We start from the raw sequence: 24,383 nt of genomic DNA, 5'->3' as shown, positions 1-24,383 counted from the left end.
TGCAAGTTTTTTAGTAGAATAATATTCTTTTTACCACAATTACTACAATGGCAATTAAGAACATAATAATAGAAATCTTGTTGATGCCATGCATCATTTTAAGGCTTAAATTACTCTTGCGATTTGGGTCTTTTTTTCTGAAGAAGTAACCAAACACTTCTCCCAATGAGAAGTAGTCTTTCAAGGTATTTTTTTCTCTTTTATCTGTATAGTTACTCATAATATCTTGGTTTTTGTATTTCACTCAACAACAAGTTGAATCTAAAAATAGTTGATTTTCCGCAAATTATTATTCTTGTTTAATATGTTTAAAAACAGAAGGTTTTTCTGTGAATGGATTTTCAGGATCCATTACATCAATTACAAAGTCTTTTAAAAATCCTTCTGTCATTTCGCAAAACTCATTTAAATCGTCAGGTTCATCTTGTAAAGCATATTTTACAAAGTCACTTTTCATCTTTCTAAAAAAGTAAAAGCCTGAAGTAACTTTATAAGTATTGAGGTTAAAGTCTGATGGCAGATTTCTGATTTTTCCAGCTTTCAGGTTCTTTATCAAAATATACTTATAGAGTAGGAGTTGAACGATTTTTTCTTTTTCAGGCTCGTAGAACAGTTCAGTTACATTACCCACTTTGAGTTTTGCCGGATTAAAATTGCCTGTTTTGTAATCAACAATTCTAATTTCTTTATTGAGAATATCTATTCTATCGGCTTTACCGCTAATGCACAAAACTACTGGTTCACCAAATGGAATTGATACTTTAATATAGTGCTTATAAAAAGATTCTTGATCGACTAAAAGAAATGGTGCTGCACTTTCGGCTTGCTGAAGCATAAACTGTTGTAGTAGTCGCTCAGCCACTCTTCTTAAGAGAAAGTTTTTACCCTGCTCACTTACGATTTTGCCAATCTTCTTAGAAATTACCGATTCCATTACCGCATTCACCAGCTTTTCATCTTTGGCAATAGTTTCTAGTAATTGAGCATCTACTTGTTTACCAATAGAATCTTTTAATAACTCATCTATGGTTTCGTGCATGAGTGTACCAAAAGTTCTGTGATTCAGGTCTTCTTCAATCTCTGTAATTTCATCGAGTCGAAGCACACTACGATGGAAGAAATTGAGCGGACTAGCTATATACATATTGATGGCTGAAGGGCTAACTCCCTTCTTTAATCTTTCTCTAATCAGCTCGATAATCTTATCGTCTTTTTTTACCAGTCTATCTTGTTTGCCTTTTTCTGGCAATTGCATGGTTAGTTGCTGCTTGCAAATAATGCCTTTAGGCCCTTCTGTTGCTTGCAGTTGATTAAATATAACTTGCCTGTTTTCGCCTTTTTGCAGGTTATAATAGCCAAATTCTTCTTCAATTTGGTTGAGAAAACGACTTTTTTCTCCACCGCCAGTACTACCAGATGGTTCTGTGTATATAAGTGTTATTTTTTTTGCCTGATGGAAAAGTCTATAAAAAGTATAGGCAAAAGAAGCATCATTTTCTTGATGCGTAGGCATGTTATTTTTTACACGTAAATCAAAAGGAATGATAGAGTCTGTGGTTTTCCCTTGTGGCAACAAACCTTCGTTACACGACAGTATAATTACATTTTCAAAATCTAGTGTACGACTTTCGAGCATACCCATAATTTGAATGGGGGTAATCGGTTCTCCTGTAAATGGCACTTTTACATTCTTCACTAATTCGTACACAAACTGCCTGAAAGTTCGGAGAGAGATTTTTTCATTATTTTTTTGAAGAATGTCGTCCAGCCTTTTCAGAGTTGTATAAAATTGGAAAAGAAACTGGCTTTCTAAAGCTTCTGTATCTTCACTGAACAATGCAGAGAAATATTCTATAAACTGATAGAAGTACTCAATAGCAACGGAAGTATCTTTCTCCCAATACTGAAAAATAACTGCATAGCCCGGATGTATTTCACTGTGCTCCATCAACCATTTTCGCGAAATGTAGATCATATTTTCGCTTTGGATACTGTTTTGTACTTTCTGGTGTGCTTCTTTAAACTCACCAAAAAACTTAACAAATGGATGTTGGATTATCTTTAACAGGTCTTTGTGGTATATTCTGAAATTATCAGGATCGTTTGCATCAGGTTTTACATTTTCTTGCATCCTGAAAATAGCATCAATTAAATCGTAAATGGGGTTTTGCTGCATCGACATACCCATAGTGATATTTACACATTTCCCTAAATCAACACCAAAATCGTTTTGATAAGGCAAAGAATGTAGCAGAGGTTGCAAGAGAGATTCGTCTGGTAAAAGCACCGCCGTATGGTTCATACTCCTCAAAAAAGTTTTTTGCGTATTCTGTGCTTTTATTTCTTCTAGTGTCTGGCTAATGAGATCACCTACCAATTTTGCTTGAGTAACATTATTGTTTACATGAATTATGTCAATCTCAATAGGATTGTTCTCTATACTCTGATGCTGAAATTTTGAAATATCTTTGAGCCAACTCTTGGTGAATTTCCTTAGATAATCACCAGCCTCGTGTCTCTTATTATTGAGATAAAATTCGTCTGAATCCCAGTAAAGTGTGGCTTTTCCAGAGTTCTGTAGTTTTTTAAGAATATCTTCTTCTATTACTGTAAGCTGGTTAAAACCTGCAAATGCAATATGGTGAATTTGCTCTTCTTCGAAGATATTATCTAGTTTATCGTAAACGAGTCTATAAGCCAAGCCAGAGTAACAGGAGTTTCTGGCAAGCAAATCTTTTCTAAACTGCTTATATGTATCTCTCAGGTATGTCCAGAAAGCAAAATATTCTTTTAATGTGCTATTTTCTTTTAGCTCTGGAGGTGCGCCAAGTTCTTGCGCCCAACGCTCCATCGCTTTCACTTCTTCCAGATATTCGAAAAGTTCTTCTGCTTTTTTCTGATTCAGGTTTTTGTCTATCATACCGAAATCGTTGAGCATGGCACCACCCAAAGGGATAAACTTTTCTAGGTTGTGCTGTTCATCTTTATCAAACTTTTTATAAGTCTGGTAAAGCTCAAACAAGAGGCTCACACGGTCAACTATTTGGTAATCGCATACTTTTCCAATAAAATCATCCATCGACATAATTTCAGGAGCCAAGAGGTTTTTACTGGCAATTTCTGCCAAGTAATACCTGAAATACATGCATGCCCGTCTGGATGGCAATATGACGAAGGTATCGCCAATCTGATTGCCAAACCTGTTGTATAAATCTTCTGCTACTTTTTTAAGGAAAGGTTGTATCATGAATCATTAAAAATCAGCCGTAAAAATATGAATTATTGATTCAGGCTGTAAAATGAAAGCAATTTAATTTTGATTTGGGTGATTATCTATCCCATTCTTTGCTAAGTCTGTCGACTAGTTTTAGCATGGCTGGCATTCTAAATTCACCAGACATCTCTGAGATATGTTCTTTTGTTTCAATCAGGTCTGTGCCAATGGCAGAAATATAAAGTGGGTTATTGCTTTCGCCTCGAAGAAGTTCAACACAGTTTTCGTCATTATCTGCAAATCTTGATTTTGCTACGCCAATAACGGGGTACTTTCCTTGAAAGTGATCATATACATAAGCTCCGAGCCCTTTTTTACTTTTAACCCAAACGTAGCTATCTACTACTAAGACAGAGATTTCTTCTTCAAACAAGCTAATGAGCGAAACCAAACAAGGGAGCTCTCTTTTGTAGAACTCCCCCGGCTGGTATGCTTCGATGTTATCTATAATTTTTGTGTAAATTCTAAAAGGTTCTTCACTTTGCCAGTTTTCAATAATTACTGCAGCAGCATGTGCCTTGTCTTCTTTATAATCTACATCAAATAATGCTATCATTTATCTACTTACTGTCGCTAATTACAAATAGGTTTAGTTACCCATGGTTGTAATATTATGGTAAAAATCTATTAAGCGTTGGTTGGTTTCATTATCCATTGCCGCTTTTATGTATTGGTCTACACCTTCTAAATCGCTTAAAAGGTAAAGTGCTTGAAAAGAAGATGATTTTGACTCGAAGTCATCACTATTCTCAAAAAGCTCTTTTAAAATTACTACTCCTTGCATTTGAGTTTCAATAGGTCTGCTTAGTAGGTAGCCACCTAAATAATTTGTAAGAAGAGCAGCTTCTTGTCCGCTTTTCTTTCTCAATTTTCCTGCAAACCAATCGAGTTTGTTCGGTATGCTAAAGTAACCATAGAAGTCTGCCAATGTGAGTAAAATAGTAAGATCGTCTACTTCTTCAAACTGTTCTACTTTGCCAATTGGGTTTTCTCCACCAAGATTTGCGTAACCATATAAAGCTGTAGCTACAACTGTATAAGAGCTATCTTGAAGTGCTTTTTCAACAATGTCAACATTTTGGTTACCCAGACTAGTTAATGTATTAATCGCTTCTGCTCTCACAAGAGATTTACTTTCGTTGTTGGCAATCTCTCTAATCATATTATTAATATCTTCGAAATCTTCAGCTTCTTTCGGATACTCAGCAAATGCAGCGGTGGCAATTTCTCTTATCTTCCAAAGAGAATCGCTCAACGCATCAATAAATACATCTCTTATTTTTGCATCATTGCTGATGTCGCTTTCTAGTTGTTCTAAAGCATCTTTTCTGGCAAGAATCTTTTCTGCATGGTAGAATTGGTAAATAAATTCATCTGTTGTTTGAATGTAATCTACTTGACAAGGCAAATAGGTTTCTGCATCAAACTGAACCAAGTCTGGTTTTTTAGCGGTTTCGAAAGTGAAATCTTTGCGCTCTTCAGAGATTACTATTTCGTGTCTCTCTTTTTTACCATCTACCCAAATATCTACAAACACCGGTATTTCGTAAAGAGGAGTGAATTTTTCATCTTGAAGTTGTCTTACGCGTAATTCTACTTTGCCGCTATCATACTCTGATACAACATTTATATCTGGATGGCTGGCTTCCATAAACCACTGATTAAAAAACCAGTTTAGATCTCTACCAGTAATTTTTTCGAATGCTAATCTTAAATTGTGTATTTCAACATTTTGATATGCATTAGACTTTAAATAGTAATTTAGAGAAGCAAAAAAGGCGTCGTCTCCAACATGATTTCTCAACATATGAAGCAACAAAGATCCTTTTGCATAAGAATGGCTATCAAACATATCTTCTCTATTAGCATAGTTATAGCGAATCATTGGGACACGCTTACTCTCAGCTTCTAACAAATAAGAATCTCTTTCTTCTAGCCAATGTAAATCAGCTTCTGCCTCGCCATGTTTGTGTTCTAGCCAGAGATATTCTGAGTAAGTAGCAAATGATTCGTTTAACGGAAGGTTTGCCCAAGATTCGGCTGTAACCAAATCGCCAAACCAATGGTGAAAAAGCTCATGTGCTATAATATCATCCCAGTCTTGATCAATTAAATAATGGTTGTCTACTTGCAAGGCCTCCATAAAAATGGAAGCACTGGTATTTTCCATTGCACCAGAAACATAGTCTCTTACAACCACTTGTGAATATTTATCCCAAGGATATGGGTAATCTAAAATATCAGAGAAAAACTCTAACATCTCTGGAGTATGCCCGAAGATGTCTAAAGCATATTTTTCGTATTCAGGCTCTACATAATAGTTTACAGGTATGCCATTCCAAGGTTCATCTGAAACTACAGAGAACTTACCAACTGCCATCATAAAGAGGTAAGTTGAGTGTGGTTTTTCCTGTTTCCAATGATCGGTTCTTGTACCGTCATCATTAATCTGTTGACTTAAAAGCTTACCGTTAGATAAAGTTTTAAAGGCAGTATCCACAGTAATCAACATCTCTTGTGTGGTTTTCATATTAGGAGAATCGAATGTAGGAAACCAGCGTGAATTGGCTTGTGTTTCGCCTTGAGTCCAGATTTGCTGTGGTTTGTATGGGTTTTTGCCTAGCGGATTGATAAAGTACAAACCTTTGTCTGAGGTAATTGCTTGACTACCACCAATTTCTTGCTCTTCTGGTTTAGCAATATATTTTATCTGTAGTTTAAATGTATCGCTTTTGCTGTACGACTTATCTAATTGAATATTAAGGAGTAAGCTGTCGTATTTATATTTTAATGTTTTTGCATCTTTTCCATCGAGTAGCTCAACACTTTCTATATCAAAACCTACTGCATCTAAAACCACACTGTCTTGTTTGTAGAAGTGAGGTGATACTGAAATTTCTGCTCTGCCAATTAAATATTGTTTTTCCCAATCAAATTTAACATCTAACAAGGTATGAACCAGATCAAAATATTTTGTTTTAGAAGGGTGGTAATCACTTTTCTCTACAACCCATGCAGGTTGCGCTTCTTCTAAAAATTCTTCTGGGATTGGTTGTTGTATTTGGGGAACTCCTGTAAACTCAACTGCTGGGTCTGTATTTTCAGTTACAGTTTTCTCTGTTGTTTTACAAGAATAAATTGCTAGCAGTAAAGGGAAAACGTATAACCAAACCGGTCGGGAAAAGACCAATTTGCTTTGATTCTTATGTTGCTGCATATAGGAAGTTGTCATATTCAAGGCTGAGCTTAATTGCTATATTTTATTTCTTGATGAATAATAGTAATAATTATCAAAATTAGTAAGATATATTCTTGTAAATGCTTACAAATCAGAATATTCTACTTAAGGAAAGTCTTGAAGCTGGTTAAAATTGTATCTTTTATAAATGAAATTACTGTTTTTAAGGTTTTAGCCTAATTTTCCTTTAAATTTCTGCAATTTAACAGAAATAATTGTTCGTGTTAATAGTTTTTTGCCCAAATTTATGATTTAAGGCGTGTGTCGATTTGAAAATATCACTTTTCAGTGATACAATCGAGATTATGGTTTTTTTCTCTGCCTTTAAGCGTTAAATTTGCCGCAAATTTTAGCTAATCAATTCATTTAAAAGATAAATTATGTCATCAAGTTTTGATTTAATAGTGATAGGAAGCGGTCCTGGCGGATATGTAGCAGCTATCAGAGCTTCACAATTGGGAATGAAAGTAGCAGTGGTTGAAAAAGCGGAGATTGGAGGTATTTGTTTGAACTGGGGATGTATACCAACTAAAGCACTTTTAAAGAGTGCTCAAGTATTTGAATACATCAAACATGCTTCAGATTATGGTGTAGAGGTTTCAGATGCAACTGTAAATTTTGATGGGATGGTGAAAAGGAGTAGAGATGTAGCCGCGGGTATGAGCAAGGGGATTGAATTCTTATTCAAAAAGAACAAAATTGAAAAACTTCTAGGTCATGGTAAACTGATTGCAAAAAATCAGGTAGAAGTTACTGCTGCTGACGGTAGCAAAACTGCTTACCATGCAAAAAACATTATTTTAGCTACTGGAGGTCGTTCTCGTGAGTTGCCTGGTATTAAAATCGATAATGAAAAAATTATTGGTTACAGAAAGGCAATGGTAATGGACAAGCAACCTAAGAGCATTGTAATTATGGGCTCTGGTGCTATCGGTGTTGAGTTTGCTTATTTCTACAATTCTATTGGGTCTAAAGTTACTATTGTTGAGTATTTACCAAGAATAGTTCCTAACGAAGATCAAGAAGTTTCTAAACAGTTAGAAAGAAGCTTTAAGAAAAGTGGAATGGATATTCACACCAATGCTGCTGTGCAAGAAGTAGATACTTCTGGCGAAGGTTGCAAAGTAAAAGTAAAACCAAACGGAAAAGGCGAGGAGTTCACTATAGAATGTGATGTAGTTCTTTCTGCGGTTGGTGTTGCTACTAACCTTGAAAACCTTGGATTAGAAGATGTAGGAGTTGCTCATGATAAAGGAAAAGTAATTGTAGACGATTACTATAAAACCAATATCCCAGGTGTTTACGCAATTGGTGATATTGTAAAAGGACCTGCTCTAGCACACGTTGCTTCTGCCGAAGGTATTATCTGTGTAGAGAAAATGTCTGGAATGGACGTTGAGCCTCTTAACTATGGTAACATACCTGGTTGTACTTACTGTACTCCTGAAATTGCTTCTGTTGGTCTTACTGAAGAAGCTGCAAAGGAAGCAGGTTACGAAATTAAAGTAGGTAAATTCCCTTATTCAGCATCTGGTAAAGCAAGTGCTGGTGGTAACAAAGAAGGATTTATTAAGCTAATCTTCGATGCAAAATATGGCGAATGGCTTGGAGCACACATGATCGGAGCTAGTGTAACTGAAATGATTGCAGAGGTTGTAGTTGCTAGAAACCTAGAAACTACTGGTCATGAGATTATAAAATCTGTACACCCTCACCCAACTATGTCTGAGGCTATTATGGAAGCTGCTGCAGCTGCTTATGACGAAGTAATTCACTTATAATCATCACTTCCTAAAGATAAATGAAGGCGGCTTTTTAGCCGCTTTTTTTGTATCTTATCTAATCAATTTACACTTTCTAGCGTCATGCAAATAAGACAAGCGACTAAAGCAGACATTTCAGCTATTTCTCAACTGTTTAAAGAAACCATTCTTCATGTAAATAAGAAAGATTATAATGAGCGACAGGTAATTATCTGGGCTTCTGGATATGATGATTATGAAAAGTGGAAATCTAAAATTGCCGATCAATATTTTATTTTGGCAGAGGTTGCTGGAGAAGTTGCTGGCTTTACATCAATTACAAAGAAAGGTTATCTGGATTATATGTTTGTGAGTCATCTGCATCAGGGAAAAGGTGTGGCTACTGCTTTAGTGCAAGCAATTGAAGATTATGCTTTTCAAAATAAAATGTCAGAAATTACTTCTGATGTGAGTATAACAGCAAAACCTTTTTTTATATCTAAAGGCTTTGCTGTTATAAAAGAGCAAGAAGTACTTTTAAAAGGAGTATATTTTACTAATTACAAAATGAATAAGAGGCTTACATAGTAGGTGTTTCTATCTTTATTTCTAAAGGAGTTCCTAATTGTTTTCCTTCTTCTTCTAGCTTGTTCATAAAGTAACTGTAATCAGCATAATCACTGTCTTGTATTTCCCAACCAACCATAAATCTAAAGGAAACTGCTTGTTCAGGTTTTGCTTTTAATTTTATGTAGTAAGTTTCTGTAACTCCTTCGCCAGTTTTTGGTGCCACATCATTTCCTATAAAATCTGCCTGTTTAGCTAAAATTCCCATTCCTAAATATTCACCATCGTATGCTTGCGGTGCATGAGTTGAGATAGAGATGGCTTTATTATCGTGATCTCTAAAAGAAACTGAATCGCTATGGATATTTACAATTCCAGTTACCAGTTCTTTTTCCCCTTCGAAATTAGATAAATACAGGCTGCTTTCGTACCATGGGTTTCCTGCCCAAATAGTAATTTCTTCTGCAAAATTGTAAGTGTTATCTCCGACTTGCCAATTGGTAAAACTTAAACGAAACCTCGATCTTACTGGCCCTTCAAATACCTTTTCGAACATAGCCGTATCGCAACCAGTTAGGCGATATAGTTTACCATCTTCAATCATGGCAATTGCACCAGCACCTAGCGAGTTGTTTACTTTTAAAATGTCCATTCCCCAGTCTTGCAGTTTGTGGTAATCGCCTACAATGCCTACCGAGTCAAGTACCATTTCTTTGGTTTGCTTTCCATAAATGTCTTTGCCGTTTCTGTTATCAAAGTAATATCTAAAAGCGATAATGTCATTTTCCCAAGCAGGCCCCTCCATTTGATACCTACCAGAGTTGTTATTCCTAAAATGATCGGCAGGTCGGTATTCCTTTTCCATCTCTGTGTAAATATGCTCACCTTTTCTACTGTGGGCAAAGCGAAGGTTTGTTCTTGCTTTAAACTTTGTTTCTTTTTCAGTTAGGGCAATAGTGAATGTTTTGCTTTCTTCTGGTTTAAAATCAGCTACGAAGGCTAGTTCATCCCACGTTCCATCCAAATAAATATCATCAGTTTGTGAGGGAATTACTGTCCCATTCTCATCAATAATTTCAATGTGATTGGCTGAATTAAGTACTCCCAGTATTTCTTCAATATCACTTTTGTTTAGTGTAATTGGTTCATCTAATCTTTCTAAAGGGAGGGAATTGGTAAGAGTTACCTTTAAGTTCGCATTGCTTTTTTCATTTTCTTTTACTTCTTGTCTGCTTCCGCAACTACATAAAATGAAGCTGATACCGAAAGCGATCAACAAATTAGTTTTGGAGATCATTACGGAATGGTTAATTAAAAATAGTCTTAGAATGCTAGTAAAAAAAGATTTTAAGGCTGAAAGTGGATTGCCTTAATTTAGGTAAAAAATCTCAAAAGAGAGTGTATGTGTGGGAGTATTTTATTTGATAGTATGGTGTGCGAAAGAAGTTTGTTGTAGTTTTTTCAGATATTAAGTTCTTACAATGATTGGAACATTAATAGACGCATTAACAGCTGATTGAATTTCTTCAAGAGTTTCTGAAATGGTGCCATGGATTTTTTGTGAACGAGGGATTTGCTTTATCCAATCTCTGGCTACTTTTAAATCGTTTAACGCAGGAAAAATTTCCTCTACAAGATCAGCTGCATTAACCAATCCTATTAGCATTACACTTTTAAGATCGAAGGGTTTATTATGAAGAATAATTTCTCTAATTCTTGTTCTTACTAAATGTTCAGACTCTCCTTGTTTAGGTAAGTACCTTGGGTTTGAAAATATCTTTAAAAGTTTTTTCTCCACTTTGTAAAGTACATCCTTTGCAACTAAATGCTCCATTAAGGCATATCTCAGGCCAGGAATTTTTTCGCAAAGTTCATTTAGCCAGTATTGTAGGTTTTCAGGTGTGCTACTTTTTGTAATTACATCGAAAGCTTGTCTTAATATGCTATCTTGAGGTTTTTCTTCGCTTACAACTACTAGTACTTTATCTTTTAAAATTACTTTGTTTTCAAAAGTAAGATCAAATAGTAAAGCTCCAGCTAAACAATAATCAATAGAGAAGTCTGATGATGTTATCAGTTTTCCTCTTCTGTCATCCAGAGCGATTAGTAATAGTTCTTCAGCAAGCGTAAGATTCATATTAAATCGTGTAAAATTCTATGTAATAGGCTAATTTCAATAATTAATGTAACGTAGTTTATTTGTTTTGATTTTAGCTTTTCGATAAATAAATACATTGAAATTTATTTTATCTGTAAATATTTATTTAAAAATTACTATAGGGATAGTTTAGTGCTTAAATGAATAAAAAGAGTGGCACTTTTGTTATATTAAAGCTGTGAAATAATGATTGATTTTGGACGAAAGAGCAGAAAATGAAAGATGAAGACGCCGAAAAAATTGTAGAAGTAAAAGCTCCATCACTTTGGTTGTTAATGCTAGAAAGTAGGGCAGTATTTGGACTCACCGGATTTATTTTATCGTATCCCTTATTAAAATTTGCTGCTGAAGGAGATGGACATCCAGTATTGGTTTTACCAGGGTTAATGACATCAGATTTTTCTACAGGTCCATTGCGATTTTTTCTTAAAGGACAGAATTTTTCACCGCATCGCTGGCGATTAGGTACAAATCTGGGTAATCCAAAAGATTTGATTAAGGTGAAAGAAAGAGTAATTGAGCTGCACGAGCGATATAAAAAAAAGGTGAGTATTGTTGGTTGGAGTTTAGGAGGTGTTTATGCCAGAGCAATTTCTCATGAAATTCCAGAGCATATTAGAATGGTTGTTACTTTGGGTTCTCCTTACAAAGGATTGCTGCAGCCAAGCCACGCCAAGTGGTTTTATGATTTGGTGAAAGGAAAAGATGCCGACCGAATCGATCCACACTTAATTGAAAAACTAAAGTGTGTGCCACCTGTACCATTTACATCAATTTATAGCAAATATGATGGAGTAGTGTCTTGGCAATATTGTATGGAAGAAGAAAAGGGTGATAATATTGAAAATATAGAAGTATATGCGAGCCATTTTGGTATGGCCTTAAACCCAAGTGTAATGGTTTGCGTGGCAGATAGATTAGCCCAAAAAGAAGGAGATTGGAAACCTTTTGAAAGTTCCGGCTTCCTTCCTTTTGTTTATCCAATATAAGTATAATTATTCTTCTCTTTCGTAAAAATAAAGCACAGCTTCTATGTTGTTAGCTTCTTCACTTACTGTATAGAATCCTGTTCCATCTGTTGTAAATGCTATTGCTTCTCCTTGTGGTTCAATAAGATATGGTATTTCTGTTGCTGTTTTAGCTAAAGCATCAGCAACACTTTCACCTGAAGTTCTCTTCCAATAATAAATGGTTGTATAGTTTTTAATTAGAATCTCACTTCCATCTTTTGAAATATCTCCTGCTGTTGCTTGAGTAAAAGGCAGTGTGCCAACTTTATCTAAGGTTATTGTTTCAGATGTTGATTGAGGGTAACTAGCCACATAGATATTAATTTCTGGGCTTTCTCTTTTAGATACAATATAAAGGTCTTTTGTAACTGGATCAATCATTAATGTTTCTGCATCTCTAGAACCATCTGGATATACATAAGTGATAGTCTCTATATTAGAAATTGTATCTGTTAATGGAAATTGGCTTTCATCGGGGCTTGGTTCAACAAAGCGGAACACGTTTCTTTTATCATATTGTGCCTGATTATCACCAATTTGACCAACATATAAATAATTGGTGCCTTCTTCTGGACCAGGACCAAGTGTTATATCTTCCCAATCGATATTAGATACTCCCTCTAACCAATAAGTAGCTTTTAAGGTTCCTGTTTTATCTACTAGAAAAATTCTGTTTTCTGCTCCTGCACCACCATCATTATTTATCCAAAAAAAATCTGAATGGCTTCTACTATTTACTAGTCCCGAAGCTTCAGTTATTTCACCTGAAGATAGTGCTCCAGCGGAGGCTCCTGTCTTAAAAATTGTTTCTTTTGGTGTTCCATTATCCTCGTCATCACCATTAGAAATATCATCTTTACATGAAAATGCCAATGTAGAGAAAAGGGCTATAATGAGCCAGAAATTATAAAATATAATCTTACTTAACTTGTTCATTCTGAAAAATTGATAACTGGTAAGGCCAAAAATAAAATATATATTTAAAGAAAGACCACATTATTAATAATTTACTTCTCGATTTGATTAAGTTGGCGTGTGATATGTTATTCAAAATTATTTTCTTAACCCTGTTAATAGGTTTTGGAATACTACAGAAACTATCAGCATTTTGTTTTTTAGCAGATTCAGATACAGTTGAAAAGAAAATGAAAAAAGGCTCTTTGGTTGCTTTGCCTGTGGCCTTTTACTCACCAGAAACTAAACTGGCATTTGGGGGAATTGCAATTAATATGTTTCAGCTAGACCCTTTAGATACTCTTACAAGAACCAGTAATGTAAGAACTGCTGCGATTTACACAACTAGAGGTCAGTTTATATTAAGTGTAGACCATAATATCTTTCTAAAAGATGAAAAGTATCAACTAAGAGGCAATGTCGCTTTTTTAAAGTTTCCAGATAATTTTTATGGAATAGGGAATGATACCCGTCTTGAAGACGAAGAAGTTTTCAACAACAACATCTTTAATTTTACTAGTAGATTAATGCGTAAGGTGAGCCCTGGTGTTTTTATTGGTGGAGTTTACAATCTCTACACCATGTTTAATATTGAGACTGAATCTGATTTTTTACTTGAGACAAATGAAGTTCCAGGTAAAAATGGTGTGAGGCTTTCTGGTTTTGGACTTCTAGCAAGTTTAGATCGTAGAGATAATGTATTAAATGCCAGTAGGGGATATTATGCCGAGTTTTCTTCCAGATTTTATCAGTCATACTTTGGTAGTAATTTTCAGTTTCAGCAGTTTGAGTTTGACTTTAGAAAGTATTTTAACCTACATAAAAATCATGTAATTGCTACTCAGTTTAAAAGCGAAATTAAAACCGGGAATGTGCCTTTTCAGCAAATGGCAATGATTGGTGGAGATAAGGTTTTACGGGGTTATTATAGAGGCCGATACCGTGAAAAGAATCTGGTGGTTTTGCAGGCAGAATATAGATTTCAGGTTTGCTCTAGATTTGGTTTAACTGCTTTTGGTGGTTTTGGAGATGTTGGTGATAAATTATCGGACTTTGCAAAAGATGATTATAAATACTCTTATGGTGGAGGTGCACGCTTTACTATAAATAAAAAAGAAAGGCTGAATATTAGAGTAGATTATGGATTTGGTGATGGAGTAAGCAATTTTTATATCAATTTGGCTGAGGCTTTTTAGTCAAAATCCTCCAGTTTTACTCAGCTAATAAAATTTGATTTTTTTTCCAGATTTATTGTAACCACAATTAAAGTGATGATGTCAAAGTGGTAAGTTTTAATGAAATCAATTATTTATCCATGGAAGATATTATCGCGATTATTATGGTGTTTGGAATACCATTATCTGCAATCTTTAGCTTTACCTATCTAAAAGCCAAAAGTATGAAAATGAAAAGTGGTACTTTAGATGGGTCAGAAAGAAAAATTTTGATCGAGCTTCAAGAAGAAAATTTGGAGTTAAGATCGAGGCTTGAAAATTTAGAGTTAATCGTAAGTGACTCAGACTTACTAAAACTCAAATCATTTATGGAAGAGGAGAACCTGCGAGAGCGTTCTCACAGGTTCAAGCAAAACTATTAATTATTTTATTATTGCCAGTAACATTTCTTCGTCTTGATACTGAAAGCGATAAAGCTCTTCGTAATTGAGGTTGTTGCTATATTTTACATCTAGTATTACCAAATCGCCGGGTTGGATATCTTCTGATACCTGTAGTATTCTATTGTTAAAAAGTTGGAAGTAGTAGATGGTTGTTAGAGAAATTTGAGTGTCTTTGTACACCTTAACAATGTTGTTTTGGGTAATTTCACTCATTGCGAGTGCATCATCCTTATCAACTCTTTGTGAAGAAAATGCAGCTCTGTATGGAATTACTGTAAAGTCGAATCCGATTCTGGCTAAGGCAATCATCATTACAAATGCCAGCATAAAATGTATTTTCTTTTTGATATGCCACCATGCTATAACTGCTCCCATTGCTGCTAACAAGGCCATTTTAAATGGTAAATTAGATATAAATTCTCCTTGAGGTAAGAAAATAAGTACAATAAAAGTGAGTGGTAACAGAATGGATAGTATGGTTGCAATCGTTTTTAGTATCTTTTCGAAAAGCGAATTTTTATCTTCTACTTGAAAGTAAAAATATGCCAGAATAAATACGATAAAAGGAAAGAACATGTAAGTATATCTCGATCTTGCTCCTGGAGAAATATAGTATAATGGTAAGTTGGCAATTAGAAAGAAGAAACTATATTTCACAAACTTATTTTCTTTGACTTTTTTTATAAAATCTCTTTTTAAACAGAAAAGAACCAAAAGCCCTGCCGGCAGCACATTTTTTATTACCTCAAACGGGAAAGAGATTAAATGTACAATAAGTTTAGTATAGCTTTTTTCTAATACTGTCCGCTCACTAGAATCTTTCCACATATCACTTATGTATCCTTCTAAACCTGATGGATTTTTACTGATATGAATGTAAAAGTATCCGCCTACAATTAATAGGTAAATTGCTATGCCTAAGAAATGTTCTTTGGAAAAAAGCCTTTTTAAATCTTTATGGTAATAGAACAAGATCAATACAGTAAGACCTACAAATGCAATGGCAGGTAGAGATTTAGTAAGTGTTCCAATGGCGGCCAATGTATAGCCAACAGTAAACATTAAAAGATACTTTTCATCATCATAAAACTTAAATAGTAGATATACCATTGATGCAATGATGAATGAAAACACCAGATCAATCTCAGCGCCAGTTACACTAAAGTAAAAAACGATATCAACGCAAGAAAGCATAAGAAGCGCATTCCAAATGCCAAAGTTTGTGTTTACATATCTTTTGCCGGCTAAAAAGCCAATAAATGCCAAGCCAATAAATGCCAGTTGAGATAATAGTCTTGAACTAAATTCACTCACTCCAAAGATGCTATAAACTCCTGCTATTAGCCAGTTATAAAATGCTGGTTTTTTGTAATAAAACTCGCCTGATACAGTAGGTGTAAACCACTGATGATGTTGCAGCATTTCCCACGCTATCATAGCTCTGCGGGGTTCTTCGTGGTAAAGAGGATGGCTGCCCATGTTTATAAATAGCCCTCCAAGAATTAGTAGAAAAGCAAATATTATATATTGTTTTTGAAGTTGGATTTCTTCTCGCATCGATATTAAGCGGTTAATTAATCTGATTTAGCAAAGATATGTAAGGATTTTTACACAGTTTAAAGAATTTTCTTTAGCATTATGAGAAGAAGAAATATTTAATCAATAGACTGTAAAGAAATGAATCTCAAATTATTCATATTTTCCTGCCTGATGATTTTTGCGATATCATCAAATTTAACTGCACAAATAAAAATCAAGCGAAATAAACCAGAAAGAGAAGCATGGTTTTCTTCTTTAGGTTTTGGAATGTTTATACATTGGAGTTTAGATGCTCAGGTTGGATCAGTAATAAGCCATTCAATGGTTGGTGCTTCTGAAGATTATATTGATTTTTATATTAAAAATCTGCCAACAACTTTTAATCCTCATAAATTTAATCCTGACGATTGGGCAGCATTAGCAAAATTAGCAGGGATGAAGTATGTAGTATTTACAGCAAAACATCATTCAGGTTTTTGTATGTATGATACTAAAACCACAGATTTTAGCATAATGAATACTCCTTTTGGAAAGGATGTTACAAAAGAAATTATAGATGCTTTTAGAAAACAAGGAATAGCTATTGGCTTATATTTTTCTCCTGATGATTTCTACTTTATTCATAATCAAGGAATTCCTGTAAGTAGGAAAGATGAAAAGGTATTGATTAGCAATAATAAGGAGTTAATGGATTATGATAAAAAGCAATTAAAAGAAATGCTTACTCAATATGGCAAGATTGATATTTTGTTTATTGATGGAATGGATGAACAGAGTAATCTATTGGCTGTGCATGCTTGGGATATTGATCCAGATTTAGTTGTAACAAGAGGAGGGATGGAAACACCTGAGCAAAACTTACCTAATTCACCAATTCCCGGGCCATGGGAAGCTTGTTTTACCATGGGCACACAATGGCAGTATAAACCTACAAATGAATCTTACAAAAGTGGAACAGACATTATCAATATGTTGATTGAGATTAGAGCAAAAGGAGGAAACCTGTTGATGAATGTAGGTCCTGATCCTTATGGAGAAATTCCACAGGAACAAGATGACAGATTAAGAGAAGCAGCCCTTTGGAATTTAGTAAATCATGAAGCATTATATGGGGTAATACCTTTTGATATTATAAAAGAAAATAATTTCTGGTTTGTAAAATCTGAAGAAACACCATCTACTGTATATGCCTTTCTCACAGATGAAACATTAAAACATGGTGAAAGAAAGGAGTTTTTAATTAAAAGTTTGCAAGGAAATGCCCAAACAAAAGTAAGTGTACTTGGCCATGCAGGTAAAATTGTAAACTATCAGCCAGATAAAGACGCAACACCATTTTGTGTGCCAACAGATAGAGGATTGTTAGTTAGTGTAATGCGTGCACAAAGAATTTATAATAACTATCAATGGCCTAATCCTATCGTAATTAAAATTGAAAATGCAGCTTACAAAGATAGCGAGTAGAAGAATTTAAGCCTGTTTTATGGGTAACTTAATAATAAAACGGGCTCCTTTTCCGGTTTCACTTTCAAGCTTAATATCGCCATTGTGTTTTTGTATAATGCTATGACTAATTGAAAGTCCTAGTCCTGTTCCTTCACCAACTTGTTTAGTAGTGTAGAAGGGCTCAAATATTCTTTCTTGAACATCTTCTGGAATGCCATTACCATTGTCTTCTATGATTATTTCCAGATAACCATCATCAGCAATATCTGCATACTTATCTGCAAGTACCATAGAATGTGCGACAGTCTTGATTGAGATTTTGCCTATTTCGTTATTAGGTCCATCTTTAATAGCATGAACTGCATTAACCAAAATATTCATGAATACTTGGTTTAACTGTCCAGGATAGCATTCTACAGGTGGCATGTTTTTATCATACTCTTTAACTACTTCTATACTGGTTTTTATCTGGTTTCTTAAGAGTGTAAGCGTAGATTCTATTCCATCGTGGATATTGGCAGTTTTTAATTCGTCTTCATCAAGTCTTGAAAATACCCTTAAGCCTCTAACAATTTCGGCGGTTCTTTCAGCTCCTTCTCTAATGTCGTTTAATAAGTTATAAGCGTCTTCTTTGTTTTCTTCGAACTCGAGATCGTTTTTGAGGCGTTTCATATCTTCTAAGAATGAAACAATCTCATCATAACTGTTTTCCGGAGTGATTTTATCGTATTGGTCTAAAACCTCCATTAAATCTTTTAGTACCATTTGTAAAGTATCTGCACCAGCATAAACAAAGTTGATAGGGTTGTTTATTTCATGGGCGATACCTGCTGTTAGCAAACCGACAGATGCCATTTTTTCAGATTGAATTAATTGTACCTGAGCAGCCTTCAATTGTGCTAATGTTTTATTCAGTTTTTCATTCAGAATTTCAAGCTCTTTATTTTTAGATTTGAGTGCTTTATTAGCCAGCTCCATATCGTAATTGATTTTATAGAGTCTGTCATTTTTTTCATAAAGCTCCCAGTTCATTTCAACCAGTTCTTTTGCCTGTATAGCTATTTCCTGTTGGTGTTCTCTGATTTTTTCAGTTCTTTCTTGTACTTTACCTTCTAACTCATGGTTAATGTGCTCCAGCTCTTTGTTAAGCTGTGTTCTTTTCTTCTCGCTATCTTGTAGCTGTTGTATCAATTTTTGTTGATCTATAATTCTTTGCTCATCATTAATCTTAAAGCGATACCCAAGACCAAGTGAGAAAAGAAGTATTTCTAGAATAATACCTAATTGTATAAAGCCAATTGCATTGCTGATTTCCCAATAATACAGAAGATAAGTAGCAACCAATGCCATGATTTTTAAAGACATGGTTCCAAAAATCAGATATAATGCAATGCTACTTCTGGTTTTTAGCAATACTATTAATAGTACGCTTGAGAAAAGTACTATTATTAATAAAGTGTTTGTGCTAATTGAGGCAACCAAATCGTAATTAAATGTGGTTGCAAGAATACTTAGTTCTAAAACAATAATGCTCGATCTTATCCTAATAACCCAAAGTAATATCTTATCCCATACAGGTATAAGCTGAGCTGTATCCATAAACTTTCTGATAAACTGAAAGAAATAGACAGTTGCAACTCCGGTAAATACATAAATATAGGCATTGAGCTCAGGTATATCTTGTGCAAAAGTTGTTAAAGCAAAACCATAATGGTAAATAAAATAGAAGATGGTACTTGCAATATACATTGCATAGTAGATGTAGGCTTTGTCTTTACTAAAAAAATAGAGAAAGAAATTGTAAAGAACCATTATCGATATCACTCCTAAAAACACTCCTTGGAAGATATTTCGAGATTCTATACTTCTGTGAAAACTATTGTTAGATTCTAAAGAGATTTGAAATCTTGGTGTTCTATTATCTTTATTTTTTATACGAAAGTATACATCAATATAAGTACCTGCAGAAATTTCGAGGTTTACTTTATTGCTTCTAGAGTTTTTAATGTCTTTTTCATCATAAGGAACATATTCGCCAGTTTTCTTATGGATTAGGTTCCCATCTATATCTCTGTAGTAAACATCCACATAGTTTGTGCCTATTGAAGATGTATTGAGAATGGTTTTTATTTTATGTCGCTTAGGGTTTACCAGTCTGATATAGCCCCATAATGCATAATCTGGGTTAGCTTTTTGGGTTTCAAATAGCTGATTATGGGGGACAAAATTGTATTGACTATTGAGAATGTCTTCAACTACAATCGAATTAGTGCTATCTACTAAACAATAGAGGTAGGTTTCTAAATGATTATAGTTGTCTTCCTCATTTTCAATAACAAATGCTTCAACAACATTGAGGTTGCCATTTGATGAAGCGTTTGCCAGAAAAATATTGAAAAATAATATATAAAAGAGTAACTTTTTTTTCATGAATTGTTACACATTAAAACATGATGTTACTCTTTACTTCATATCGAATCTTTTATTATACTTTTTAGTAGCTAAAAAACATCATTCTATTACATGGACACTATTAGTAAGATGAATGTGTTTTTTTACAATTCAAAAGCTGTTTTAAGCATTATGAATGAGGTAAATATTACTTGTGTTTTGTGGTATTCACAATTTTGCTTAAATTAAAGTCCTTTAAATCAATCTAATTTTGCTGACATCCAGATCAATATTAATTTTTTGTATTTGGCTAATTTGCTGTATTCAAATTGGACTTGCTTCCAGTATTGACTCAACACCTAATATTAAAATAGCCTATGAGGGATACAAGCCTAATGAAGCAGAAGCATTGAAAATTAAAAATGCTATCACCTTTTTGCATCATTATTATAAAAATAGATTAGGCTTACAGTTTAGCAAAGACCTAAAAATTAAGTTAAGAATTTTTGGCGATTATTATTCCTACAAAATTTATCAGCTCGGTTTTTCAAGAAGTACAACAGACGGTGCCTTTTACTCATCAAAGTTTGATGAAGCAGTAGTTTGGAAGCGGAAAAATGCTGAAGTTCTATTAAAAGATATTTGTCACGAAGTAAGTCATTTATTAGTAGGTAATTTGGTTGGTGATAAACATCAAGCCTTTAAAAAAAGACCTCTCTGGATTAATGAAGGCCTTTCTGAATATTTTGAGAATCTGGAAATTGAATTAGAAAGTATTAAAGTACAGCCCAATGTGACAAAGCTTGAAAGATGCAGAGAGTGGTTGATAAAAAATGAAATGCTTTCTTTATCAGATTATTTGGAGTTTAGTAATAAAGAGTGGAAAGAAAATGATGGAAAAGAAAATGTGTATCAATCAAGAACTATAGGTTGGTCTTTGATATATTTTATTTTTTCTAAACCCGAAGGTGCTGAAATTGTGGGTAAAATGCTGAATTATATGGTAGCAAATCAATATGATACTAAAAATGCATATAATGCAGTGGAATTGTTATACCCCGGTGGTGTAAATGCAATAGAGCACGACTGGAAATTTTGGTTACTGCAAAACTCAAACTTAATAGCTCAGGAAGTCGAAAAGGGTGGTAACCTGTTCAACTCCCCGAATGAAGAGGCTAATGTTTTGCAATCAAGAGGGCAGAAGTAAATTAAACTGCTAAACTTCTTTGCTGCTTCATTTTGAATGTGTACAAGAAATATAATCCAATAGTAAAGAAAAGAACAAGAAAAAGTGCGCTATTTCTCATATTTCCAGTTAACTGTTCTATAGCTCCATAGCTAAATGTGCCTATTACAATTGAGGTTTTTTCAGTTACATCGTAAAAACTAAAATAAGACGCTGTATCGATGGTATCTTCTGGAATTAATTTCGAATAAGTTGATCTTGAAAGCGATTGAATCCCGCCCATTACCAAGCCAACAAAAAAAGCAAGAATATAAAATTCATTATGTGTTTGGAGAATATATGCATCTAGACAGGCGAAAATCCAAATAACTACCATAACGATTAGAGAAAATCGATTTCCTTTCCACTCAGATAATTTTGCAAACAAATACGCTCCCGGAATAGCTACCAATTGAATAATTAATATAGTTAGAATAAGATTATCTGCTTTAAGAGATAAAGCTTTCTCGCCAAAAGTAGCAGCTAAAAGCATTACAGTTTGTACTCCACTATTGTAAAAGAAAAAGGCTATTAAATAGCGTTTTATCGAATCGTTTTTTTGTACTTGATAATAAACCTTTTTTAGCTCATTAAATCCTTTATTAAAGATATGTTCTTTATTAATCTTTCTTTCGTGTATATTATTTGGGAGAAAGTAAAAAGAAATTTGAGAAAATACGATCCACCAAATACCCACAGTAAGGAAAGAAAATTTTGCGGGGAAGGTGTCTGATTCAATTCCGAACCATTCTGGTTTCATTAAAATAACCAAGCTTGCAACTAACTGAAGTACACTACCGATATAACCCATTGCAAAACCTTTGGCGCTAATTGTATCAAATTTGTCTTCTGTGGCAATTTCAGGTAAAAATGCATTATAAAATACAAGTGAACCGGCCCAGCCCAAACTAGCTAACATACAAAAAATAATACCCCACTCAATATTTTTTCCATCAAAAAAGAATAAGGCGATACATGAAAATGCACCAATAAATGTGAAGATTTTCATCATGGTTTTCTTCATTCCACCATAATCTGCAATACCAGAAAGTATAGGCGCAATAAGCACAATTACAAGAAATGAGAATGATAAAGAGTAAGAATATAGAACAGTGTTTTCTATTTGAAATCCAAAAAAAGTGACAAGATCGCCATTAAAGGCGCTTCTAGTCATTTGATTATAATAAACAGGGAAAATTGTAGAAGAAATGGTAAGTGTATAAACAGAATTGGCCCAATCGTATAAACACCATCCGTTTATTACTTTTTTTTGATTTTTTTTGAATGACATATTCTGGTTAATGTTAAAAATTTTATTTGAAGTAGATTGAAAAATGCTAATTAACTAGCGATTGGGAGATAAATTAAGTTTATATGATTATTAAAAAAGTTATTTTGGCTTTTGCTTTTAACTCGTTATCTTAACTTTTAAGTATTAGATCAATTATCTAATATAGTGATTTTCAGTTTATAAATATTAAGTTAAAATCACGTGAAAAGATAAAATAAAATGAACACAGGAACACAATCCTGTAAATTTTGTTATACTTTTGTAATTTAGTATCAATCTAAATAAAATAAGGGAGTTCAATGAGTGCAGACAAAGATAACGCGATATTAGAAGAATTTACATCAAAGGAGTACGAGCATGGCTGGTCAGTAGACTTTGAGACCGATGAAGTGCCTAAAGGGTTGGATGAGACAGTTATCAAAATGATCTCTGCTAAGAAAGAGGAGCCTGAGTGGATGTTGGAGTGGAGATTAAAGGCATTTAAATTATGGCAAGGCATGAAGTCTCCTAAGTGGGCTAATGTAAAGTTTCCTGAGATAAATTATCAGGATATTGTATATTATTCTGCTCCAAAACAAAAAGTGAGACCTAAGTCCCTAGAAGAAGTTGACCCTGAACTTCTTGCTACATTCGAAAAACTTGGTATTTCTCTTAATGAGCAAAAAAGGTTAACTGGTATTGCGGTTGATGCTGTAATAGATAGTGTTTCTGTAGCAACTACATTCAAAGAAACCTTAAATGAGCTTGGCATTATCTTTTGTTCATTCTCAGAAGCAGTTAAAGAGCACCCTGAGCTAGTTAAAAAATATATTGGGTCAGTTGTACCTGCAAGTGATAATTACTTTTCAGCTCTTAACGCAGCAGTCTTTAGCGACGGATCTTTCTGTTACATTCCTAAGGGAGTGAGATGTCCGATGGAGCTTTCTACATATTTTAGAATTAATGCAGCAAATACAGGACAGTTTGAAAGAACTTTAATTGTTGCAGAAGAAGGTTCTTATGTAAGTTATTTGGAAGGTTGTACTGCTCCAATGAGAGACGAAAACCAATTGCACGCAGCGGTAGTAGAAATATATGCAGCAAAAGATGCTGAAGTAAAATACTCTACAGTTCAAAACTGGTACCCAGGTGATGAGAATGGTAAAGGAGGAATTTACAACTTCGTTACAAAAAGAGGATTGTGTTTTGGTGATAACTCTAAGATTTCTTGGACTCAAGTTGAAACAGGCTCTTCAATAACTTGGAAATACCCAAGCTGTATTTTAAAAGGTGATAATTCTGTTGGTGAATTTTATTCAGTAGCAGTTACAAATAATTACCAACAAGCTGATACTGGAACCAAAATGATTCATATTGGAAAAAATACAAAAAGCCGTATTGTTTCTAAAGGTGTTTCTGCTGGTAAAAGCCAAAACAGCTACAGAGGTTTGGTAAAGATTATGAAGCGTGCAGAAAATGCTAGAAACTTTTCTCAGTGTGACTCTCTTTTAATGGGAGATCAGTGTGGGGCGCATACTTTCCCTTATATCGAAGTTGAAAACAAAACAGCTAAGGTTGAGCATGAAGCTACTACATCGAAAATTGGTGAAGATCAAATTTTCTATTGTAACCAAAGAGGAATTGATTCTGAAAAAGCAGTAGCGCTAATCGTAAATGGATATGCTAAAGAAGTACTTAATCAACTTCCAATGGAGTTTGCAGTAGAAGCACAAAAACTACTTGCAATTAGCCTTGAAGGAAGTGTAGGTTAATACTTAAATCAATACTTATAAAAATCCCTTGTCGATATCCCTTGACAAGGGATTTTTTTTATCTTAAATTTTATAAGGAAAGACTTTAAATATTTAACGGAGTTGCTTTTTGAGAAACGGATAAATAAGCCATTTTTTTATTTAAGTTATGTGATTGTATGCATAAAAGGATTTTGTCT

The 24,383-nt window shown here is 34.1% G+C and carries 18 protein-coding genes; 8 read left to right on the top strand and 10 right to left on the bottom strand.

Features of this window, described 5'->3' with window-relative positions:
- Positions 1 to 10: 10 nt before the first annotated feature.
- The 4 genes from OQ292_RS03070 to OQ292_RS03055 all read right to left on the bottom strand — a co-directional run bounded on the left by OQ292_RS03070 (position 11) and on the right by OQ292_RS03055 (position 6,506).
- Complete coding sequence (locus tag OQ292_RS03070) at positions 11 to 220, bottom strand: DUF6728 family protein (RefSeq protein WP_284684578.1); 210 nt, start codon at positions 218 to 220, stop codon at positions 11 to 13.
- Positions 221 to 289: 69 nt separating this feature from the next.
- Positions 290 to 3,247: a PD-(D/E)XK nuclease family protein gene (locus OQ292_RS03065; RefSeq protein WP_284684577.1), complete on the bottom strand. Its 2,958-nt coding sequence runs from the start codon at positions 3,245 to 3,247 to the stop codon at positions 290 to 292.
- Positions 3,248 to 3,329: 82 nt separating this feature from the next.
- Positions 3,330 to 3,830, bottom strand: a complete 501-nt coding sequence (locus OQ292_RS03060) for an endonuclease V (RefSeq protein ID WP_284684576.1) — start codon at positions 3,828 to 3,830, stop codon at positions 3,330 to 3,332.
- A gap of 33 nt (positions 3,831 to 3,863) precedes the next feature.
- On the bottom strand, positions 3,864 to 6,506 hold the full coding sequence (locus OQ292_RS03055) for a M1 family aminopeptidase (RefSeq protein WP_284684575.1): 2,643 nt from the start codon (positions 6,504 to 6,506) through the stop codon (positions 3,864 to 3,866).
- 386 nt (positions 6,507 to 6,892) lie between these two features.
- On the opposite strand from OQ292_RS03055, the gene lpdA reads away from it, so the two are divergent.
- Together lpdA and OQ292_RS03045 are read left to right on the top strand one after the other, a co-directional pair.
- Complete coding sequence (gene lpdA, locus OQ292_RS03050) at positions 6,893 to 8,293, top strand: dihydrolipoyl dehydrogenase (RefSeq protein WP_284684574.1); 1,401 nt, start codon at positions 6,893 to 6,895, stop codon at positions 8,291 to 8,293.
- Positions 8,294 to 8,377: 84 nt separating this feature from the next.
- Positions 8,378 to 8,842: a GNAT family N-acetyltransferase gene (locus tag OQ292_RS03045; protein ID WP_284684573.1), complete on the top strand. Its 465-nt coding sequence runs from the start codon at positions 8,378 to 8,380 to the stop codon at positions 8,840 to 8,842.
- Here the strand turns inward: OQ292_RS03045 and OQ292_RS03040 are convergent.
- Complete coding sequence (locus tag OQ292_RS03040; RefSeq protein WP_284684572.1) at positions 8,835 to 10,118, bottom strand: DUF4861 domain-containing protein; 1,284 nt, start codon at positions 10,116 to 10,118, stop codon at positions 8,835 to 8,837. The two genes, OQ292_RS03045 and OQ292_RS03040, sit on opposite strands and share 8 nt — an antisense overlap.
- Before the next feature lie 171 nt (positions 10,119 to 10,289).
- On the bottom strand, positions 10,290 to 10,958 hold the full coding sequence (locus OQ292_RS03035; RefSeq protein ID WP_284684571.1) for a GOLPH3/VPS74 family protein: 669 nt from the start codon (positions 10,956 to 10,958) through the stop codon (positions 10,290 to 10,292).
- A gap of 236 nt (positions 10,959 to 11,194) precedes the next feature.
- Between OQ292_RS03035 and OQ292_RS03030 the strand changes: the two genes are divergently transcribed.
- Entirely contained in the window at positions 11,195 to 11,968 is a 774-nt protein-coding gene (locus OQ292_RS03030; RefSeq protein ID WP_284684570.1) for an alpha/beta hydrolase family protein, read from the top strand.
- A 6-nt stretch (positions 11,969 to 11,974) separates the two neighbouring features.
- Here the strand turns inward: OQ292_RS03030 and OQ292_RS03025 are convergent, their stop codons facing one another.
- A complete protein-coding gene (locus OQ292_RS03025; protein WP_284684569.1) occupies positions 11,975 to 12,925 on the bottom strand; it encodes a hypothetical protein in 951 nt (316 codons plus the stop codon).
- A gap of 104 nt (positions 12,926 to 13,029) precedes the next feature.
- Here OQ292_RS03025 and OQ292_RS03020 point away from each other — a divergent pair, with 104 nt between their 5' ends.
- On the top strand, positions 13,030 to 14,139 hold the full coding sequence (locus OQ292_RS03020) for a BamA/TamA family outer membrane protein (RefSeq protein ID WP_284684568.1): 1,110 nt from the start codon (positions 13,030 to 13,032) through the stop codon (positions 14,137 to 14,139).
- A gap of 119 nt (positions 14,140 to 14,258) precedes the next feature.
- Complete coding sequence (locus tag OQ292_RS03015; RefSeq protein ID WP_284684567.1) at positions 14,259 to 14,540, top strand: hypothetical protein; 282 nt, start codon at positions 14,259 to 14,261, stop codon at positions 14,538 to 14,540.
- Here the strand turns inward: OQ292_RS03015 and OQ292_RS03010 are convergent, their stop codons facing one another.
- The gene (locus OQ292_RS03010) at positions 14,541 to 16,118 is read right to left on the bottom strand and encodes a glycosyltransferase family 39 protein (protein ID WP_284684566.1); all 1,578 of its coding nucleotides are present in this window, start codon (positions 16,116 to 16,118) and stop codon (positions 14,541 to 14,543) included.
- A 153-nt stretch (positions 16,119 to 16,271) separates the two neighbouring features.
- Here OQ292_RS03010 and OQ292_RS03005 point away from each other — a divergent pair, with 153 nt between their 5' ends.
- Positions 16,272 to 17,564 carry an alpha-L-fucosidase gene (locus OQ292_RS03005; protein WP_284684565.1) on the top strand — a complete coding sequence of 431 codons (1,293 nt, stop codon included), beginning with the start codon at positions 16,272 to 16,274 and terminating at the stop codon, positions 17,562 to 17,564.
- A gap of 6 nt (positions 17,565 to 17,570) precedes the next feature.
- Here the strand turns inward: OQ292_RS03005 and OQ292_RS03000 are convergent, their stop codons facing one another.
- Positions 17,571 to 19,976 carry an ATP-binding protein gene (locus OQ292_RS03000; protein ID WP_284684564.1) on the bottom strand — a complete coding sequence of 802 codons (2,406 nt, stop codon included), beginning with the start codon at positions 19,974 to 19,976 and terminating at the stop codon, positions 17,571 to 17,573.
- Between the two features lie 232 nt (positions 19,977 to 20,208).
- Here OQ292_RS03000 and OQ292_RS02995 point away from each other — a divergent pair, with 232 nt between their 5' ends.
- Positions 20,209 to 21,144, top strand: a complete 936-nt coding sequence (locus tag OQ292_RS02995) for a DUF1570 domain-containing protein (RefSeq protein ID WP_284684563.1) — start codon at positions 20,209 to 20,211, stop codon at positions 21,142 to 21,144.
- A gap of 1 nt (position 21,145) precedes the next feature.
- On the opposite strand, the gene OQ292_RS02990 is transcribed toward OQ292_RS02995, so the two are convergent.
- The gene (locus OQ292_RS02990) at positions 21,146 to 22,453 is read right to left on the bottom strand and encodes an MFS transporter (protein WP_284684562.1); all 1,308 of its coding nucleotides are present in this window, start codon (positions 22,451 to 22,453) and stop codon (positions 21,146 to 21,148) included.
- A 299-nt stretch (positions 22,454 to 22,752) separates the two neighbouring features.
- On the opposite strand from OQ292_RS02990, the gene sufB reads away from it, so the two are divergent.
- Positions 22,753 to 24,204, top strand: coding sequence for a Fe-S cluster assembly protein SufB (sufB, locus tag OQ292_RS02985; RefSeq protein WP_284684561.1), 1,452 nt, complete (start codon positions 22,753 to 22,755; stop codon positions 24,202 to 24,204).
- Positions 24,205 to 24,383 lie beyond the last annotated feature (179 nt).

Origin of the sequence: Chondrinema litorale (assembly GCF_026250525.1) — a bacterium.
In the GTDB taxonomy this organism is placed as follows: domain Bacteria; phylum Bacteroidota; class Bacteroidia; order Cytophagales; family Flammeovirgaceae; genus Chondrinema; species Chondrinema litorale.
The sequence above is the reverse complement of the archived record's forward strand: the minus strand, read 5'-3'. Positions and strand labels throughout refer to the sequence as shown.

Bases quoted from the DNA above. Each gene is read 5' to 3' on its own strand.
- OQ292_RS03040 (WP_284684572.1), bottom strand. From the start codon at position 10,118: ATGATCTCCAAAACTAATTTGTTGATCGCTTTCGGTATCAGCTTCATT.
- OQ292_RS03035 (WP_284684571.1), bottom strand. From the start codon at position 10,958: ATGAATCTTACGCTTGCTGAAGAACTATTACTAATCGCTCTGGATGAC.
- OQ292_RS03025 (WP_284684569.1), bottom strand. From the start codon at position 12,925: ATGAACAAGTTAAGTAAGATTATATTTTATAATTTCTGGCTCATTATA.
- OQ292_RS03010 (WP_284684566.1), bottom strand. From the start codon at position 16,118: ATGCGAGAAGAAATCCAACTTCAAAAACAATATATAATATTTGCTTTT.
- OQ292_RS03045 (WP_284684573.1), top strand. From the start codon at position 8,378: ATGCAAATAAGACAAGCGACTAAAGCAGACATTTCAGCTATTTCTCAA.
- OQ292_RS03015 (WP_284684567.1), top strand. From the start codon at position 14,259: ATGGAAGATATTATCGCGATTATTATGGTGTTTGGAATACCATTATCT.
- lpdA (WP_284684574.1), top strand. From the start codon at position 6,893: ATGTCATCAAGTTTTGATTTAATAGTGATAGGAAGCGGTCCTGGCGGA.
- OQ292_RS03070 (WP_284684578.1), bottom strand. From the start codon at position 220: ATGAGTAACTATACAGATAAAAGAGAAAAAAATACCTTGAAAGACTAC.
- sufB (WP_284684561.1), top strand. From the start codon at position 22,753: ATGAGTGCAGACAAAGATAACGCGATATTAGAAGAATTTACATCAAAG.
- OQ292_RS03030 (WP_284684570.1), top strand. From the start codon at position 11,195: ATGAAAGATGAAGACGCCGAAAAAATTGTAGAAGTAAAAGCTCCATCA.
- OQ292_RS02990 (WP_284684562.1), bottom strand. From the start codon at position 22,453: ATGTCATTCAAAAAAAATCAAAAAAAAGTAATAAACGGATGGTGTTTA.
- OQ292_RS03065 (WP_284684577.1), bottom strand. From the start codon at position 3,247: ATGATACAACCTTTCCTTAAAAAAGTAGCAGAAGATTTATACAACAGG.
- OQ292_RS03020 (WP_284684568.1), top strand. From the start codon at position 13,030: ATGTTATTCAAAATTATTTTCTTAACCCTGTTAATAGGTTTTGGAATA.
- OQ292_RS03055 (WP_284684575.1), bottom strand. From the start codon at position 6,506: ATGACAACTTCCTATATGCAGCAACATAAGAATCAAAGCAAATTGGTC.
- OQ292_RS03000 (WP_284684564.1), bottom strand. From the start codon at position 19,976: ATGAAAAAAAAGTTACTCTTTTATATATTATTTTTCAATATTTTTCTG.
- OQ292_RS03060 (WP_284684576.1), bottom strand. From the start codon at position 3,830: ATGATAGCATTATTTGATGTAGATTATAAAGAAGACAAGGCACATGCT.
- OQ292_RS03005 (WP_284684565.1), top strand. From the start codon at position 16,272: ATGATTTTTGCGATATCATCAAATTTAACTGCACAAATAAAAATCAAG.